The organism is Maribacter sp. MMG018 (genome assembly GCF_018100785.1).
Lineage (GTDB): Bacteria > Bacteroidota > Bacteroidia > Flavobacteriales > Flavobacteriaceae > Maribacter.
Genome location: NZ_JAGJEC010000001.1, coordinates 1741337 through 1759041, shown reverse-complemented (window position 1 = coordinate 1759041; position 17705 = coordinate 1741337). Strand labels below are relative to the sequence as shown.

12 protein-coding genes are annotated in these 17705 nt (G+C 40.4%); 4 read left to right on the top strand and 8 right to left on the bottom strand.

The features are described 5' to 3' along the window. Nucleotides 1-282 precede the first annotated feature (282 nt). Nucleotides 283-1953, bottom strand: a complete 1671-nt coding sequence (asnB, locus tag J8L85_RS07515; protein ID WP_211016010.1) for an asparagine synthase B — start codon at nt 1951-1953, stop codon at nt 283-285. Nucleotides 1954-2197: 244 nt separating this feature from the next. Between asnB and J8L85_RS07510 the strand changes: the two genes are divergently transcribed. Then, nucleotides 2198-2737, top strand: a complete 540-nt coding sequence (locus tag J8L85_RS07510) for a DUF2911 domain-containing protein (RefSeq protein ID WP_047246115.1) — start codon at nt 2198-2200, stop codon at nt 2735-2737. A 51-nt stretch (nt 2738-2788) separates the two neighbouring features. Here J8L85_RS07510 and J8L85_RS07505 read toward each other — a convergent pair whose 3' ends face one another. The 4 genes from J8L85_RS07505 to J8L85_RS07490 all read right to left on the bottom strand — a co-directional run bounded on the left by J8L85_RS07505 (nt 2789) and on the right by J8L85_RS07490 (nt 7262). Then, the gene (locus J8L85_RS07505; protein ID WP_211016009.1) at nt 2789-4417 is read right to left on the bottom strand and encodes an amidohydrolase; all 1629 of its coding nucleotides are present in this window, start codon (nt 4415-4417) and stop codon (nt 2789-2791) included. A gap of 68 nt (nt 4418-4485) precedes the next feature. Continuing rightward, nucleotides 4486-4911, bottom strand: a complete 426-nt coding sequence (locus tag J8L85_RS07500) for a hypothetical protein (protein ID WP_211016008.1) — start codon at nt 4909-4911, stop codon at nt 4486-4488. Between the two features lie 175 nt (nt 4912-5086). Continuing rightward, entirely contained in the window at nt 5087-5848 is a 762-nt protein-coding gene (locus J8L85_RS07495) for an NYN domain-containing protein (protein ID WP_211016007.1), read from the bottom strand. Nucleotides 5849-5936: 88 nt separating this feature from the next. Continuing rightward, nucleotides 5937-7262 (bottom strand): MFS transporter, encoded by a 1326-nt coding sequence (locus tag J8L85_RS07490; protein ID WP_247656575.1) that lies wholly within the window; start codon nt 7260-7262, stop codon nt 5937-5939. Nucleotides 7263-7390: 128 nt separating this feature from the next. Here J8L85_RS07490 and J8L85_RS07485 point away from each other — a divergent pair, with 128 nt between their 5' ends. Next, nucleotides 7391-8179 (top strand): NIPSNAP family protein, encoded by a 789-nt coding sequence (locus J8L85_RS07485; RefSeq protein ID WP_211016005.1) that lies wholly within the window; start codon nt 7391-7393, stop codon nt 8177-8179. A gap of 2 nt (nt 8180-8181) precedes the next feature. Here the strand turns inward: J8L85_RS07485 and J8L85_RS07480 are convergent, their stop codons facing one another. The 3 genes from J8L85_RS07480 to J8L85_RS07470 all read right to left on the bottom strand — a co-directional run bounded on the left by J8L85_RS07480 (nt 8182) and on the right by J8L85_RS07470 (nt 14145). Next, nucleotides 8182-9240, bottom strand: a complete 1059-nt coding sequence (locus J8L85_RS07480) for an OmpA family protein (RefSeq protein WP_211016002.1) — start codon at nt 9238-9240, stop codon at nt 8182-8184. Between the two features lie 100 nt (nt 9241-9340). Then, nucleotides 9341-11098, bottom strand: coding sequence for a TonB-dependent receptor (locus tag J8L85_RS07475; RefSeq protein ID WP_211016001.1), 1758 nt, complete (start codon nt 11096-11098; stop codon nt 9341-9343). Between the two features lie 29 nt (nt 11099-11127). After that, the gene (locus J8L85_RS07470; RefSeq protein ID WP_211015999.1) at nt 11128-14145 is read right to left on the bottom strand and encodes a tetratricopeptide repeat protein; all 3018 of its coding nucleotides are present in this window, start codon (nt 14143-14145) and stop codon (nt 11128-11130) included. 159 nt (nt 14146-14304) lie between these two features. Between J8L85_RS07470 and J8L85_RS07465 the strand changes: the two genes are divergently transcribed. Beyond that, complete coding sequence (locus J8L85_RS07465; RefSeq protein ID WP_211015996.1) at nt 14305-14988, top strand: ATP-binding cassette domain-containing protein; 684 nt, start codon at nt 14305-14307, stop codon at nt 14986-14988. Between the two features lie 60 nt (nt 14989-15048). Beyond that, the gene (locus J8L85_RS07460; protein WP_211015994.1) at nt 15049-17700 is read left to right on the top strand and encodes a glucosidase; all 2652 of its coding nucleotides are present in this window, start codon (nt 15049-15051) and stop codon (nt 17698-17700) included. The last annotated feature ends 5 nt before the right edge of the window (nt 17701-17705 follow it).

Here is a 17705-nt window from a genome sequence, read left to right as displayed (position 1 = left end):
AATCTTACAAATATACTGAATACCCCATAGAATCTGACGTTTCTAAGCTTTTAGCACCATCAAGTTATCAACAATAATTGTGGAAAATTACACAGACACCTTTCTCTATATGAATCGCAGTACTTTTTCTTGGCCAGCGTATCCATTATCGGTCATATAGTCCCAAATATCATATAACAAAAGAGGTGCCAATTGCTTAACACCTCTTTAGGACTAATTAAAAAATAAAAACTGCCCTGTTACCTTTAAAACAGGAAAACAGAATCTTGCGTGCCGTGAAGCTTATTTTACATAAGCATCGTCATGCACATTGGCTACCGCCCTACCAGATGGATCGTTCATGTTCTTGAACGCTTCGTCCCACTCCAAGGCTATCTTTGTGCTACACGCTACCGAAGGTTCTTGAGGAACACACAATGCCGCGGCATCTGAAGGAAAATGTTGTTCAAAAATTGATCTATAATAAAATTCTTCTTTGGTTGTAGGGGTTTGTAAAGGAAACCTAAACTTGGCGTTGGCCAATTGCTCATCGGTTACTTCTGCCTCTACCAACTCTTTTAACGTATCTATCCAACTATAGCCCACACCATCGGAAAATTGCTCTTTTTGTCTCCAAGCAACACTTTCTGGCAACATATCCTCAAAAGCCTTACGAACTACCCATTTTTCCATTCTTTCACCATTGATCATTTTATCCTTAGGGTTGATCCTCATGGCTACATCCATAAATTCTTTATCCAAAAACGGAACACGACCTTCTATACCCCATGCGGCCAAAGACTTGTTGGCCCTTAAACAATCGTACATATGTAACTTATCTAGTTTACGTACGGTTTCTTCATGAAAATCTTTTGGACTTGGCGCTTTGTGAAAATAAAGGTATCCTCCAAAAAGCTCATCGGCCCCTTCTCCGGACAACACCATTTTAATACCCATAGATTTAATGACCCTTGCCATTAAATACATTGGCGTGGATGCACGGATCGTAGTAATATCGTAGGTCTCTAAGTTATAAACCACATCCCTAATGGCATCCAGACCTTCTTGAATGGTGAATTTGATCTCATGGTGTACCGTACCAATATGGTCGGCTACTTTTTGTGCGGCCGCCAAATCTGGTGAACCTTCCAAACCTACGGAAAAGGAATGCAATTGTGGCCACCAGGCATCTTTGGTATCACCCGACTCAATTCTCTTTTGCGCATACTTTTTTGCAATGGCAGAAGTAACACTAGAATCTAAACCGCCCGATAGAAGAACACCATAAGGTACATCTGACATTAATTGACGGTGTACCGCTGCCTCCAACGCCTCTTTTACTTCTTGAATACTTGTTTCATTATCCTTAACGGCATCATACTCCATCCAATCCCTAGTATACCATCTTTTCAACTCACCATCGGAACTATGCAGGTAATGCCCCGGAGGAAACAGTTCTATTTTTGTGCACGTACCTTCTAAAGCCTTTAGCTCAGACGCTACGTAAAAAGTTCCGTTTTGATCCCACCCCATATACAATGGAATAATACCCATGTGATCCCTGGCAACAAAATACTCGTCCTTTGCAGCATCGTAAATGGTAAAGCCAAAAATACCGTTCATCTCATCTAGAAAATCGACACCTTTTTCTTGGTATAGGGCCAAAATCACTTCACAGTCAGATTCCGTCTTAAAATCATACGTACCTTCAAACTGCTTGCGCAACTCTCTATGATTATATATTTCACCGTTTGCCGCCAACACCAAATTTCCATCGGTGCTCAATAAAGGTTGTTTCCCGGAAGCCGGGTCAACAATAGCCAAACGCTCATGGGCCAAAATAGCTTTTTCATCCGCATATATTCCGCTCCAATCCGGTCCTCTATGTCTAATTTTTTTCGACATTTCCAGCAATTGAGGTCTCAATACTTCTGTACTTTCCTTGACATCAAATGCACATACGATTCCACACATAATTATATATTTATATCAATTTGAATACAAATATGAGTTTATAGTTTCATATATAAAACACAATTAACTATTATAGTTTCAATTAATAACTTAAAATTACTTTTTAAATAACAATTGAAATATATTTATCTATTTTTTAAAAATTATCAAGCATTCTGTAAGGGCTAAAAATTTTAACGACTTTTTATCAAAATAAACTAGGCTAACTGCTTAGCTTTGGAACACTTTAAACTAAAATCGATTTATGAAAAATTTACTTGCACTTACCATCTTATTTACAGCATTGACCGTTACGACGAACGTAAATGCCCAAAAATTTTCAGGTCTTGACAAGAGCCCTATGGATATGGCTTCCTACCCTACAGATTACAAAATATCGGACAAAGTAGTTCGTGTGATCTATGGTCGGCCACAACTTAAAAACCGTTCTTTGGCAGAACTTGCTCCTGTAGGTCAAGTATGGAGAACAGGGGCCAACGAAGCTCCTGAAATCACTTTTTATAAGGATGTTAATTTTGGAGGCGAAGATATTAAAGCAGGTACTTACGCCATGTTCACTATTCCTGGAAAAGAAAAATGGACCGTTATCCTTAACAAAAACCTGAACCAATGGGGTTCTTATTTTTACGAAGAAGATGCAGATGTAGTACGCGTGACCGTACCTAGTGGATCTGACAGTTCTTCTTTAGAAGAATTTTCCATTGCTTTTAAAGAGATAGATGGAGGTACAGAAATGGTAATGGGCTGGGACAAAACAAGAGTTGCAGTTCCTATCACCTTTTAATTACCAATAATATATTTTAATGAAGACCCCGGCCAAGGCCGGGGTTTTTATTTAACGCACTTTACCGTCTATAAACGTCTGTTGCGCCTTAATCGTAGGAATCTCTTCTAAAGGTACTTTCATCATATCTTTATCGTAAATGGTAAAATCGGCATATTTACCTACTTCAATACTACCTTTCTCATTCTCTTCAAAATTGGAATATGCGGCCCAAATTGTCATTCCTTTCAAAGCTTCCTCCCTACTAAGCACATCGTCCATCTGAAATCCTCCTTCAGGATATCCTTCCGTATCCTTTCTCGCCACCGCTGCGTAGAAAGTGAGAAACGGACTAACTTGCTCTACAGGAAAATCGGTTCCCAACGCTACAATACCAGCCTTGTTCAACAATGTCTTATATGCGTATGCATCGTGCACCCTTTCTTCCCCCAATCTGTCAGCTGCCCAATACATATCGCTTGTTGCATGTGTGGGTTGCACAGAAGGGATGATACCATCTTCAAAATAATCAAAATCCGGATGGTCTATAACCTGAGCATGTTCCACTTTCCATCGTCTATCCGGCTTGTTCTGTAACACATCATGATAAACACGCAAAACGACCGCATTGGCAGAATCCCCTATGGCATGTGTATTCATTTGATACTCCGATTCGGCCAGTTTTTCGGCCAAGTCCATAATTTCGGACACAGGGGTTACCATGGCTCCATAATGGTCCGGTTTATCGGAATAAGGTTCTTTTAATGCGGCACCTCTAGACCCGAGTGCCCCATCTCCATACACCTTTACGGAGCGAACATTTAATTTTTCTGTTTTTATTGGTCCTTTTTCGATGAAGTAATCTACCTCATCCGGGTTATTACTTACCATGGCGTATACCCGTATAGACAACTCCCCAGCCTGCTGCAAACTATCGATCAACTCTATCGTCTCACGATCTATTCCCGCATCATTTACCGTAGTTAACCCATGGTTTAAACAGATACGTTCGGCCAATTTTAGGGCAGCAATTTTTTCCTCTTTGGTCGGTGGCGGCATTATACTATCTATTAAAGACATGGGATTGTCTATCAAAACCCCGGTAATACCATTAATTTTTCCACCCCATTGTTTTACGATTTCACCCCCCTCAACAGTTGTTTTCCAGTCTATACCCGCCATATCAAGCGCTTTCTGGTTTACTAAATATGCGTGACCGTCTATACGCCCCAAAACCACAGGTGTGTCAGGAAACAAAGAATCCAATTCGTATTTTGTGGGAAACTCTTTTACCTCCCAGTCGTTCTGATCCCAACCCCGACCTCTAATAAATTGTTTTGGCGTACTAGCCTGAAAATCTATAACCCTTTGCAAAACCTCATCAAAACTTTTGGCACCTACCAAATCTACCACTTGCTGGTTGAGCCCTAGACCGTAGAAGTGACAATGGGCATCTATCAACCCTGGGGTAATAGCTCTTTTGTCCGCATCTATTATTTGGTCTGCGGTATAGGTGCTTCTTATATCATCGGTGGTACCAACCGCCAAAAACTTACCGTCCTTGACAGCAAATGCTTCCGTTGTAGAGAAATTTTCATCTACCGTATACACCGTAGCATTTATAACGATCAAATCGACCTCTTCCTTAAAGAGCTCACAACTGGACAAAACAATAAAGGATAAAAAAAGTAATTTTTTCAAAACAATACATTTTAGTTTAAACACAATGATCTTGGGAAACTAAATATTTTCTAAAGGGGGCTATTCATCTATTTGGGAGGCAACTTTCTTTTTCCTTCTATTTTTAATGGCCCTTGAGAAGTATAGACTTCCCCTCTTATGAGGTTTCCATTTACCTCTAACTCCACTACGACTCGTTCTACCCCTTCTATGTTCATACCAAATTTCACCGTATTACCATCCACTTCTACATCTTGCCCAGTTAATGTTCCATTCTTTAATTGGACAAAAACCTTATACGTTTCTTTTTCTTTTTCCTCTATGTACAGAACACCATTACTATACTCGGGGTCGGCACCGGAAACGGAATAAACCCAAACACCCAAGGGACTATCTTCTAAAAGAACAAAATTATCGAAGACACAAAACACTTTATCTTCTGTAGATGCATACATATTGGACAATGGCAAGAACAACATTAATGCACAAACAATTTTAACAAGATTCTTTTTCATAACAATGGTTAGCTTTGTCGCACAAGATAGAAAAATACAGAATATACGATGTTCTAAAACTTTGATATTCCTAATATTGCACTTCATTAAACAGCTGGTTCTTACTCAAGAAAAGAAGTAACTGTACAAAGCTCTACCCCTGTTCTTTATAGATCTACGAAAAAATATAAATTCTTTATTTTTTTGATTTATGATTTTTCTTTTCCTTGATCCTTACATAGATCAATTTATTTTTTCCTTTAGAATCTTCCCTTCTATCGATTTCAAAATTAGGGATAGAATTGATTAGGGGCGTCAATTTTTGGAATCCGTAATTACGAGCGTCGAAATTTGGTTGCTTCTTTTGCAAGAGACTACCCACATCACCTAAAAATGCCCATCCGTCATCATCGGCAACATCCTCGATAGTCGTGGCTATAAATTTTATATCCTTTGGGGTAATTTTATCGACCTGGTTTTTGGCATTGCCGACATTGGCATTACTATTAGACGTTTCTTCTTCTGACTGGCTCTTTAAAATTTCGATATAAATAAACTTGTCACAGGCCACAATAAACGGATTGGGCGTTTTGCGCTCCCCAATACCAAATACCTGCATACCTGCTTCACGTAGCCTTGTCGCCAAACGCGTAAAATCACTATCACTGCTAACGAGACAAAAACCATTCACCTTACCAGAATACAGAATATCCATAGCATCGATGATCATTGCAGAATCGGTAGCGTTCTTACCTTGTGTATATCCGTATTGCTGAATAGGGGTTATGGCATTTTCTAATAATACATTCTTCCACTTGCCCAATCTAGGGTTGGTCCAATCACCATAAATACGTTTTATTGTCGGATTGCCATACTTCGCAATCTCCTCCATCATTTCTTTTACGTATGCGGATGGAATGTTGTCTCCATCTATCAATACCGCTAAATTTAAGTCCATTACATTTTTTTTGTAAAGGTAGTCCGTTTCTATTTTTTAAATATACTTAATCCTTTCATTATCTAAAACTCCTATTTCAACAATGACATTATTGTGGGTTATCGGCCTTTATGGCCCCTATGGACAAGAACAGTAAAAAGACCAACCCTATATATCCTACCAACCTATATGACCCGAATGTTGACAGGCAGAGACTAAAAACACTTGGGGCCAGTGCACTTGCCAATATCAAAAAACTCATGATCTTACCGGTAATACTACCTAAATGTTTTCTACCGTAAAATCGGGGCCATGCCACAGCATTTAAAACCGCAAAGAAACCTCCCAAAATTCCAAAACCCGCAATGAGCATGGGTACTCCAGCACTAGTGGACAACAACAAAAATCCTAAAGAGGCAGAAAACCCTCCGAGCAACATTAAATATAGGTACAATTTCAACGGCAGGTAATCACTTAAAAAATTAAAGATCGTAGATACCGTAACGGCGACTACAGAACCGGGTAGAAAAATAGAAATAGCATCTTCTTTAGGAAAACCTTCACTATCAAAAACCGAGACCACATGAAAGGTAAGTCCCGTAATAAAAAAGCTGTTAAAAGCTAGGGTAAGTCCATACATCCAAAACGCCCTTGTACGTTTTGCCTCCTTCAGCGTAAATTGCTTACGAACCTCTTTTTTACTTTCCTCTTTTGTAGAAACTGCCTTTGCCCCATCGGGCAACAGGCCATGTGATTCGGGCGAAATCTTATAGAAAAGAAAAACAAATACACTAAAAACCAACAATCCGACCCCAAGATATTGCCAGGTCTGTTGCCAGCCATTGTTATCTATCAACGCATTTACCCATAAGGGCGATGATGAAAAACCAAAAGAAAGGGCCACACTACTAATGGCATTCACCTTGCCCCTATTCTTATCGAACCAAATCATGATTACGTTTCTAGAGGCCATGGTCAAAACCCCCTGCCCCGCAAAACGTAGCATAAAAAACAATATGGTCATCACAGAAAACGGAACCACCCAAGTATCAACGGATAAAAGTCTTTTTATATAATCGCTCATATGCGCCGACCATGAGCAAAGAAACAAGGTGACCCCAAGCCCTAAAGCAGCAAAAAAAGCTACGTATCTGGCCCCATATCTATCAAACCAAATACCCGCACGCCCTATGACCAAAGAGCTAACTATGGTACCTATCATATAGGCATTGCTAAATTGATTTCTAGAAAGACCAAGCGCATCTTTCACCGGATCCGTAAAGACAGAGACCCCGATGGTCTGCCCTGGGATACTAAAATAAATGCCTATGGTACCTATTACAAGAATAATGTAGCCATAAAAAACAGGACTTTTTGCAGGGTCTATAATATGATAACCGGAAGGTTTGGACATAATGGTATGCGCTAATTGCAAAAGTACGTTTTAACCAACGTCCTCGAAAAAATAGGGCTGTCCATTTTTTTAACAAAAGCACTCTGTTGCCAGCAGAAGGTCATTCAAAATACGTACCTTACCTCTTTACAACAAAAACCAACTACCCGATGAATCCCCTATTAAATTATACCAGAACATTAATTATTGTAACACTCTTGTTCACTTGCATTGGCCACGCCCAAGAAAAGAAAAGGGAATTTTACGAATTAAAGACCTACCTCATAAAAAATGAAGACCAAGAAAACAGGGTCGATAATTATTTAAAGAACGCCTATTTGCCTGCACTAAAAAGACAGGGCATTAAAAATATCGGCGTTTTCAAGGTACGGCAAAACAAGTTTACAAAAGCCGATAGAATTTATGTGCTTATTCCGTTCACCTCTTTAGATCAGTTCGAAAAACTGGAAGCCTCCATTGCCGTGGACAAAGGACACCTTTCTGCCGGCAAAGAATATATAACGGCAAAGTACAATGATCCGCCTTACCAAAGAATAAGTTCTACCTTAATGCGAGCGTTTTCAGAAATGCCCCATATGAGGCCCAGCCAAGTATCTACCCCTAGATCCGAACGGGTTTACGAACTAAGAAGTTACGAATCGCCTACAGAGGCTACTTATAAAAACAAAGTAGCTATGTTTAATGTAGGGGGCGAAGTAGACTTGTTCGAAAGTATTGGTGCCAATGCCGTTTTTTACGCAGAAGTTATTTCCGGTTCACAAATGCCCAATTTGATGTATATGACCACATATGCCAATATGGAACAAAGAGATGCATTGTGGGAAAAGTTTTTTGCTTCGGATAAATGGACGGCCTTAAAAAATGACGAGCACTATAAAAACAATATGAACAAGGCAGACATCTTTCTTCTCTACCCAACGGCATATTCCGATTATTAATGTTATGGTGCCTTGATAACGAAGGCCACCCGTCTATTTTTATGCCGCCCCATGGCCGTTTTATTGGTGGATATAGGTTGTGAACTTCCTAGTCCCTGATAAGAAATCCGTTCTTTTGATATGCCTTTGCCCATCATATACACAGCTACGGCGCGTGCCCTTTTTCGCGACAGGAAAAGGTTGTATGATTCATCCCCGATATTATCGGTATGTCCGGATATATTAATTTTTAAGTCCGTGTTCACGGACAGGTACCTCAATATTTCCTCTAACTCATCTACAGCACTGGGCAGTAGATCATAGTCATCAAAATCGAAAAGTACATTTTTAAAGGTATGTTCCTTATTCAGTTCAAAGGTTTGTTCATCTTCCGTATCGGCCAAAGGTGCATATAACGAAACCATATCCAAATAATAGTAAGACCCTTTGGTACCCGACCTTTTGGTCTTGAACCTTCGGGTTCTCTTATTGTCCTTAAAATTTCCGATAACCAGATAATTTTCCGTTCCTTTTGCCACAAATTCTATTTCTACCTTGACCCATTCTTTTTCGTCCGAATAAAAATCGTCATATTTTATCTCCAGATAATTGGACACATCACCCGGCACCTTTGAAAGGTGCATCTTAGACAAGGTTTTAGTGGTCTGCACCTGAATGGGAACCTCAGAAAAACAAATACCGAATTCCCTAATGGCAAAGTCAGATCGCTCGGCCAAACTTACGTAAAAGGAAAGCCTATACACCTCATCCTTTTTTAAGGTTTTCGTAAGCGTACCCTGTAAATACTCCCTATAATCATCGGGGGCATACAAATAGAGACCTACGTAACCTACCCCAAAATCTGCGGGTTGCTCCCCATTAAAGTTCTTTGGTGTTCCCATTGCCTGGCTACAACCATTAAAATAATCGGTAGAACCCAGGGTCGGCACATTCCAGTCCACAAGGTCTTTTTTAAGATTGCCCAATGTCTGTGGGCATTGGATATAATTTTCAAAACTGGGATTTTCAATAAGGTTCTGCGCATTACCAACATGGTTCAATAACAAGAACCCAAAAACCATTAAACGGTTTAAACAACGACCATATATTATTAGGGATGCGCCCATCATCCCTAAAGTAAGAAAATATAACCTATGCTATACCTCGGTAATCAGAAAGCCCCTAAAAATTAAACTTATAGGTGGCTCCAGCAAGAATCTGAAAGCCTTGTACAGGGTAGTTTGCCCAACGTTGGTAATTATTATTGGCAATATTGGCAGCTTTTACGAAGATGGACAACTGGTTGTCCACACGGTATCCTACATGGGCATTGGCATCAAAGTAACCATCTAAAGTAATCATGGTAGCAGGAAATTCAGAAGGTGTAACACCCACTTCTGCCACAGAAGCAAAATCGTCCCTTTCACCAACATAGAATAAATTGGCTCCCATGTACCATTTTTCCCCGATCTGGTAATCCATAAACAGCGAACCCGTCAAGTTGGGCAGGTTCCAGGCAGGATTGTCGGTCTCTGTATTATAATCATAGACCGCTGCATTTACACCCAAGGTAAAGTTTCTGTTCACATCTACATTAAGCTCCCCAAAAATACCTATAGTCTTTATATCATCATAAAACACATCAAAAGAGTTGCCATAATAATATCCCTTTTCATCGTCCCTAAAATTGTTCTGTGGATTTAAGGTAAACAACGGACTATTGTTTTCTGCCGTGTACGAACCTTTAATATTATAGCTAAGGTTTGGCAACAACTGCCCTTTTAAACCTATATAGGCATTGTATTGACTATCTGTAGGTGCTATGCTCAAAGTTGGCGAAACATACGTGTTTTCCTCTACAAAATCATAATAGGAATTTTGGCGCAACTCGCCTTCTACACCTCCATAGGCAATTACGGTCTCATCCATTAACCTATAGGATGCCGTTACCGCCGGATAGATATAAAAGTTACTTTCACTATTTTCGAGGTCCATTCCGTACACAATGTTCACCCCCAAGTTCAACGACAGATCATCCCTCAACATAACCAAACTAGGATTTACACCTACCTGTAGGTTGTTATATTTTATACCCTGATCATTTGTGGTACTATTAATACTGGCGTTCTCAAAATCTCCACCAACATAATCTACCTTCGCTTTTATTCTAAGAACCTCCTCGTTCAAAGGCAATTCGAGCGCGGTATTCAAAACAGCCCTATTTTCCCCGGATTTTACTGCATCCCAAAACCTTCTATATTGAAAGTCGGCCCTTTTAAAGAAAGACTCCTCTACATTAATGTGACCACCCACTTCGGCCATATAATAATTCTGACGCTCGTCTATAGCATCGACGGTAGCATCATCGTACACGCCCTCGGGAAGTCCGTACCAATTGTACAGTTGATGCTGTAGACCAACCGCGGCACCCCAACTAAGATCTCTGTCTTTTTTACTATATGAAGCATCCAATTTTGTATCCGAAAAAATATTATCCAACTGAACGCCATCAATATCACCTCTTGATGAATTGTGGTTAAAACCAATATCCAGATTTTCGTCCCTATCCAGTTCTCTGGTGGTATAAAATTTGGCCGTGGTATTCCCATAATTACCCAGACCTGCAGACGCATAGGAATTGAACAACTCAGGTGGCGGAACCCTTTCTACCTTAGAGGCCGTTCCCTTTGAAGGTGTAAAGGTAGAGGCTACCGGCACCGAGAAAATATTATAGGTAATCTTCTTCTTTTTTAATACGATAGAATCGTTAAGATTAGGCACCGATTTTATCTTAAAGGCATCGGACACCGTAGGGGTATATGCTTTTGTCACGGTAACAGTTTCTGTTCCCAAATCTTCCTTTTCCTCTTGTGCAACCATGAATTGCGCACTTACAAGAAACGCTCCTACCGCCAATACTGATTTTATGCTTTTGTACATATGTGTTCTATTACTATGGTACATTAATTTTAATTTGGATCTACTGAAGAGTTGCTTTGTGATTCTTTTGATTTGATAATGGCCAGTTCACCTTTGGCCTCCGCTACTATCTCTGGGTATTGTTCAAAGTTTGTGATAACACTCTCTAAAATATAGGTAGCTTGGTAAGCATCTTCCAAGGCGTAAAAGTTCTTCGCCATAAGCACCAGACCTTTACCGCCCCATTTCTTATAGGTAGCGTAGTCTTTTGCCAATTTTTGTACAGAAATATTGGAAGACTCGAAATCTCCTTCCTTATTCTTAAAATAGGCATCATAGTAAAGAGCCTCTGCCGCAGTGGCCCCGGAGGCAATGCCCAATACTTTAGTGTAAGCCGATTTTGCCTTTGATTCGTCACCTGTGGCAATGGCCGACCTTGCGATCATGATCTGCGCATCACTTTTTATACGGTCGTCTATATTGGAAGTGGCCAACACCTTATCAGCATACTCCAACGTTTTTGTATAATTCTTTTGCCCATAATAGCCTTTCATTAAATTGGACTGGGCAAAAGTTCTATTTTGTTGAATATTGGCCTGATCTTCCAACTTTAACAAATATGGCAATGCCGTGTCATAATCCTGTTTTCCGATATAGACTTCACATACCCTGGTCAATGCCTGTTCGGCATATTCGCTCGTGGTTCTATCCGCTACATATTTATAATATGGCAGGGCGGCATCTTTATCGCCTTTTCCGAAATAAAGCTGTGCCAGACTAAAATTGGCATCAAGTGCATGAAGACCGTTCGGAAACTCTTCAATGTAGTTTTTATATCCTTTTATGGCAGCTTCGGTCTTGCCCTCCATATTCTGTTTTTGGGCCGATTCAAAATTTGCGTTATCCAATTCGGTATCCGTCACCTGTACAAAATCAAGATCCTTTACCCAATCGGCATATTCGTTTACTCGACCAAGGTCTACATATACCAATTTTGCCGTTGCTACGGCCTGTATAGCCTCTTGCGTTTTTGGATAATCTCTTACGACCGTTTTAAATTTGGCCAATGCAGCATCGTTTCTACTGGCATTGTAATGCACAAGTCCCTGACGCATCAAAGCCTGGGGCACCAAAGAACTGCCCTTGTATTCGTTTATCAACCTATCATAAGCCTGTAACCCTTTATTTTCTTGTCCTAACGAAATGTAGGTATTGCCCAGTTCAAACAAGGCATCATCTTTAAAACTAGATCTTGAATATTGTGATACAAAGTTCTCCAAACTTTCTATCTTACTATCCGATTTGCCCACAAAACCATAGCTCATCGCTTTCTGATAAGAAGCATAGTCCTTTTCCGGACCTGTAAGTGCCAGTGCCTTGTTATATGTTTCTATGGCAGGCCAATATTTACTGGTCGCAAAATAACTATCGCCCAACCTTAAATAACCGTCATGTAATTTTTCTACCTCAACATTGTTCAAGTTGGTAAAAGCACTAAAATAGGTAATGGCATTGCTATAATCTTTTTGCTTAAAATAAGCGTAGGCCAGATCATAATCCACATCTTTAGACTCCGCCAATGTAGAAGCTACGGTACTTTGCTTAAAGGCCTTGAACCCTACCACCGCTTCATCGAACCTGTTCAAAAGATAATCCGCTTCCGCTTTCCAATAACTTGCCTTTGCCTTAAAAGTCTCGTTTACGGCACTGTTCAACGATTTTCCCAAATTCTCGGAGGCCCCGTCATAATCGGTCTCCATAAAAAGTTCTATCCCCCTATAGTAAGCTACCTTTTGATAGGTTTCTTTACTGGCGTAATTCTTATTTTTTTCCAAGAGTTCCATAGCGCCTGCAAAATTTTTGGACGTGATATAAGAATCTACCAACAAAGTCTGCATTTCTTCTTGATGCTCATCATTCGGATACGTATCCAAGTAATTGGTGATAACCTGAGGTACGGGTTCGTAGGCGTTTCCTACCTCATAACTTAAACGGGCATAGTTTAAGAAAGCGTCTTTTTGAATTTCGGCATTGAAATCCATTTGTGAAGCATTTCTAAAAGCGTTCAACGCCTCTTGTTTTTTATCTTGCTTAAGGTAACATTCCGCCAAATGGTAGTATGCGTTTTGCGAAACACTGTTGGTACCTCCTATAATTTTATTGAACTGTGCTATGGCATTTGCATAATCCGCTTGTTTGTAATAACAATATCCCAATTGATAATAATCGGTATTGTTCCATTTTCCTCTTTTGCCCTTATATTCCCTTAAATAAGGGATGGCATTGTCATACTGTTTTAAATTAAAATAGCTCTCCCCTATGATCTTGTTGAGCTCAGAAACTTCCGTCCTATTCGATTTGGGCAATTGCTTTTTTGCCAAGGCTATGGCCTCCTCGAATTTCCCCAACTTAAAGTTCATGTCAGCTTGGTAATAGCTCAACTTTTCCTCTAAGACAGTTTGATCCGTTATTTGATCAAAACGTTGGTTGGCCGCGTCATAATCATCTTCTTGGTACGCAATGTACCCCAAATAGTACTTAGCCTGCGAACCATATACCGGTGAGGTGGTCACCTTTTCCAAATAACGTTCCGCTTCCTTCGTTTTTTTTGAGGAAAAGAGCGAATAACCATAATTAAAGTTAAACTTGTCCATCTCACCCCGAGAGAGTGCACTTTGGTCCACTTTGTTATACCACTTTAAGGCATAGGGGTACTTACCGGTTTCAAAATAATACTCGGCAACATCGGCGAAGGCTGAATTACGTTTGGTGGACGTTGGGTATTTCTCCACAAAATCTTCCATGAGCCGATCGGCACCACGCTGATTTAAGCGTACTGCGGCATTCGCGGCATAGTAGGCACTATTTGCCGCAATCTCTTCATTTTTTGTGGTGGATTTTACCTTGTTAAAGATTGTCTGTGCCGCTTGGTACTGCTCATTATTGTACAGCGCAAGTGCGTCTTGAAAATCTTTTTGTTCGTGTGTATAAATTTTGGATTCTTGGGCGATACCTACCCAAACTACCCCCATTAACATGGGTAAAAAAGCGGTGATTTTTTTAAACATAGCGTTCTCTGACTATTTTTGAATTACCGTAGTATTACAACATCATAACGGCAAATATTGTACCTAAGTATGTAAATTGCGACTACAAAAGAAAAGAATTTAATAAACGTTTCCTTGTTATCGAGAGGAACTTATTACTTTTATATCAACAAAAACGCTATGCAAGAGACAGTTTTAGAATTAAAGGACGCTGCCATTTTTCAGAAAGAAAGCCTGGTACTCAGTGATGTAACCATACAAGTTACCAAAGGTGAGTTCGTTTACCTAATAGGTAAGACAGGAAGTGGCAAAAGTAGCTTTATGAAAACGTTGTATGGTGACCTGCCCTTAAAAAAAGGAGAGGGACATATCGTAGATTTTAATTTAAAGACACTGAAAGAAAGCGATATTCCGTTTTTACGAAGAAAACTCGGAATCGTTTTTCAAGATTTCAAGTTATTGCCCGACAGAAACATTAACGAGAACATGTTGTTCGTACTTAAGGCGACCGGATGGAAGGACCAATCAAAAATGGACGCACAAGTTTTAGAAGTTCTCGAGAAAGTGGGCATGAAAACAAAGGGATTCAAGTTTCCCCACGAATTGTCTGGCGGCGAACAACAAAGAATTGCCATAGCCAGGGCGTTATTGAACGACCCCGAATTGATCTTGGCAGATGAACCAACGGGTAATCTAGACCCCCAAACCAGTGTAGAGGTAATGAAGGTTTTACAAGAAATAAACAAATCCGGTAGAACTATATTGATGGCCACGCATGACTATGCACTTATATTAAAATACCCTTCAAAAACTATTAAGTGCGACGCCAATCGTGTTTTTGAGGTTGTACAAAGAGCCGTATAACCAACTTTTTACCGGTAATACGAAAAGTCTCCTCTTTTCATTTTCAAATCTGAAACCCCTATGAAAAATATAGAAAAAGAGCGTTTGGCCCAACACCAAAACGAAGAAAAAGATTGGTTAAAATGGGGCCCTTACCTGAGTGAACGCCAGTGGGGCACCGTAAGGGAAGATTATAGCGCACACGGTGATGCCTGGAACTATTTTCCGCATGACCATGCCCGAAGCAGAGCCTATAGATGGGGGGAAGATGGTATAGCGGGCATTTCTGACCGGTATTGTAACGTATGTTTCAATATTGCCCTATGGAACGGTAAAGACCCTATATTAAAAGAACGTTTGTTCGGACTTACCGGTCCACAAGGAAACCACGGGGAAGATGTAAAAGAGCTGTATTACTATTTAGAAAATACCCCCACCCATTCGTACATGAAACACTTGTACAAATACCCACAGAACAAATTTCCGTACAACGAATTGGTGGACGAAAACGGCAAACGCAATAGGTACGATCTTGAATATGAAATATTGGATACAGGTGTTTTTGACAACGATGCCTATTTTGATGTATTTACCGAATACGCCAAAGCGGACGATAACGATCTATTGATACAGATCACTATAACCAACAGAAACAAAAGTGCGGCAGAAATTCATCTCTTGCCTACGCTGACCATGAGAAATCATTGGACATTTAAAGACATGTCCAAAAAACCCGTCATAAACAAAAAAGAGCGGGACAACAGTAAATATGTACATATAGACCACCCTTACACCGGTAATTACAACTTGTATTTTGAAGATGCCGACCATCTGTTATTTACCGAAAACGAGACAAATAGGGAAACGGTTTATAACCAAAAGAACAAACACCCCTTTAAGAAAGACTTATTTCATAAAGCGGTAATCTCCGGCGACTACGCCTTGGCCACACAAAACGACCATGGCACTAAATTCGCCCCTTTGTACAAACGAGAACTTAAGGGAGGAGAATCTATTACCGTAAAATTGCGCTTATCGGAAAAAAATATAGCAAACCCGTTTGGGAGTACATTCGATAACATACTGATTGACCGCCGCCAAGAATGCGCTCTTTTTTACAATAATATAGCGCCCAAGGCTACCACTGAGGAACGTAAAATTTTAACCCAGGCGTTTGCCGGTCTTCTTTGGAGCAAACAATATTACAACTACGAAGTAGAACGATGGCTGAAAGGGGACTCTAAAACATCTCAACCGCCAGAAGAACGTTTAAAGGGTAGAAACAGTAGCTGGAAAACCCTACGGAACCATGATATACTATCCATGCCGGACAAATGGGAATACCCTTGGTATGCCGCTTGGGACTCCGCATTTCATTGCGCTTCTTTTGCATTGATAGACCCGGAGTTCGCCAAAGATCAATTGTTATTGTTCACCAAAGAATGGTATATGGCCCCAAACGGTCAAATACCGGCCTATGAGTGGAATTTTAGCGATGTAAACCCTCCGGTACAGGCATGGGCCGCCCTACAAATATTTAAGACGGACCGTAAAGAAAATGGTAAGGGAGATATTTCGTTTCTAAAACGCATGTTCAACAAACTGTCTTTAAACTTTACTTGGTGGGTAAATCGTTTGGATCGTCATCAAAACAATGTTTTTCAGGGTGGATTCTTGGGCTTGGACAACATTGGGGTCTTTGACCGTAGCCACGGTGTACCCGGTGGCGGCACTTTAGAACAGGTAGATGGTACGGCGTGGATGGCCCTCTATTGTTTGAACATGCTAGAGATGAGCCTGGAAATTGCCAGCGAGGACGATTCCTATGAAGATATGGCAACTAAATATTTTGGCCATTTTGTCTTTATTGCCGAGGCCCTCAACAAAATGGATTCCGACAAAGTAAACACATGGGACCATGAAGAAGGCTTCTTTTACGACAGGTTGGTCATGGAAGACGGCCGATCTACCACCATTAAGGTTAGGTCTATCGTAGGTATGTTATCCATTGCAGCCGTTCTAAACCTAAAGAGCAGTACCCTTAACAAATTCCCGAAATTTAAGGCAAGTGTACTTTGGTTCAAAAAATACAGAATGGAGAATTTAAAATATGTAGTGATACAGGAATACTCCGACGGTGAAGACCTACTGCTTTCATTGGTACCCAAAGACCGAATGCGCCCCTTGTTAAAAAGCCTTTTGGACGAGAAAGAATTTTTGAGTCCGTATGGCATTCGTTCTTTATCTAAAATACACGAAACGCCCTATCAAATAAAAATAGACGGGGTAGATTATTCCATTAACTACGAGCCGGCCGAATCTACGGTTTCTTTGTTCGGTGGCAACTCTAACTGGCGAGGTCCCGTATGGATGCCCATGAACTATCTTTTTATAAAGGCGCTGCAAGAGTATTATGAATATAGTAATGGTAACATGACGGTAGAATACCCCACCGGTACCGATAACCAGTTGAATTTAATGGAAGTGAGTATAGAACTCAGCAAGCGATTGATAAAACTGTTTGATCTGGACGAACATGGAAACAGGCCCATAAACAAGCTGTACGAGAAGTATTATCAAAATCCCCATTTTAAGGACCTGGTTTTATTCTATGAGTATTTTCATGGTGAAAACGGACGTGGGTTGGGAGCATCGCATCAGACGGGATGGACCGCTTTGGTAGCGAACCTTATAGAAGAGGTATCCCAGACCGGAAATGCGGATCGCGCATAGACCAT

What these genes read in the sequence shown, in the direction of transcription:
- asnB (WP_211016010.1), bottom strand. Translation starts at nt 1,953, where the DNA reads ATGTGTGGAATCGTATGTGCATTTGATGTCAAGGAAAGTACAGAAGTA.
- J8L85_RS07510 (WP_047246115.1), top strand. Translation starts at nt 2,198, where the DNA reads ATGAAAAATTTACTTGCACTTACCATCTTATTTACAGCATTGACCGTT.
- J8L85_RS07500 (WP_211016008.1), bottom strand. Translation starts at nt 4,911, where the DNA reads ATGAAAAAGAATCTTGTTAAAATTGTTTGTGCATTAATGTTGTTCTTG.
- J8L85_RS07495 (WP_211016007.1), bottom strand. Translation starts at nt 5,848, where the DNA reads ATGGACTTAAATTTAGCGGTATTGATAGATGGAGACAACATTCCATCC.
- J8L85_RS07485 (WP_211016005.1), top strand. Translation starts at nt 7,391, where the DNA reads ATGAATCCCCTATTAAATTATACCAGAACATTAATTATTGTAACACTC.
- J8L85_RS07480 (WP_211016002.1), bottom strand. Translation starts at nt 9,240, where the DNA reads ATGGTTTTTGGGTTCTTGTTATTGAACCATGTTGGTAATGCGCAGAAC.
- J8L85_RS07475 (WP_211016001.1), bottom strand. Translation starts at nt 11,098, where the DNA reads ATGTACAAAAGCATAAAATCAGTATTGGCGGTAGGAGCGTTTCTTGTA.
- J8L85_RS07470 (WP_211015999.1), bottom strand. Translation starts at nt 14,145, where the DNA reads ATGTTTAAAAAAATCACCGCTTTTTTACCCATGTTAATGGGGGTAGTT.
- J8L85_RS07465 (WP_211015996.1), top strand. Translation starts at nt 14,305, where the DNA reads ATGCAAGAGACAGTTTTAGAATTAAAGGACGCTGCCATTTTTCAGAAA.
- J8L85_RS07460 (WP_211015994.1), top strand. Translation starts at nt 15,049, where the DNA reads ATGAAAAATATAGAAAAAGAGCGTTTGGCCCAACACCAAAACGAAGAA.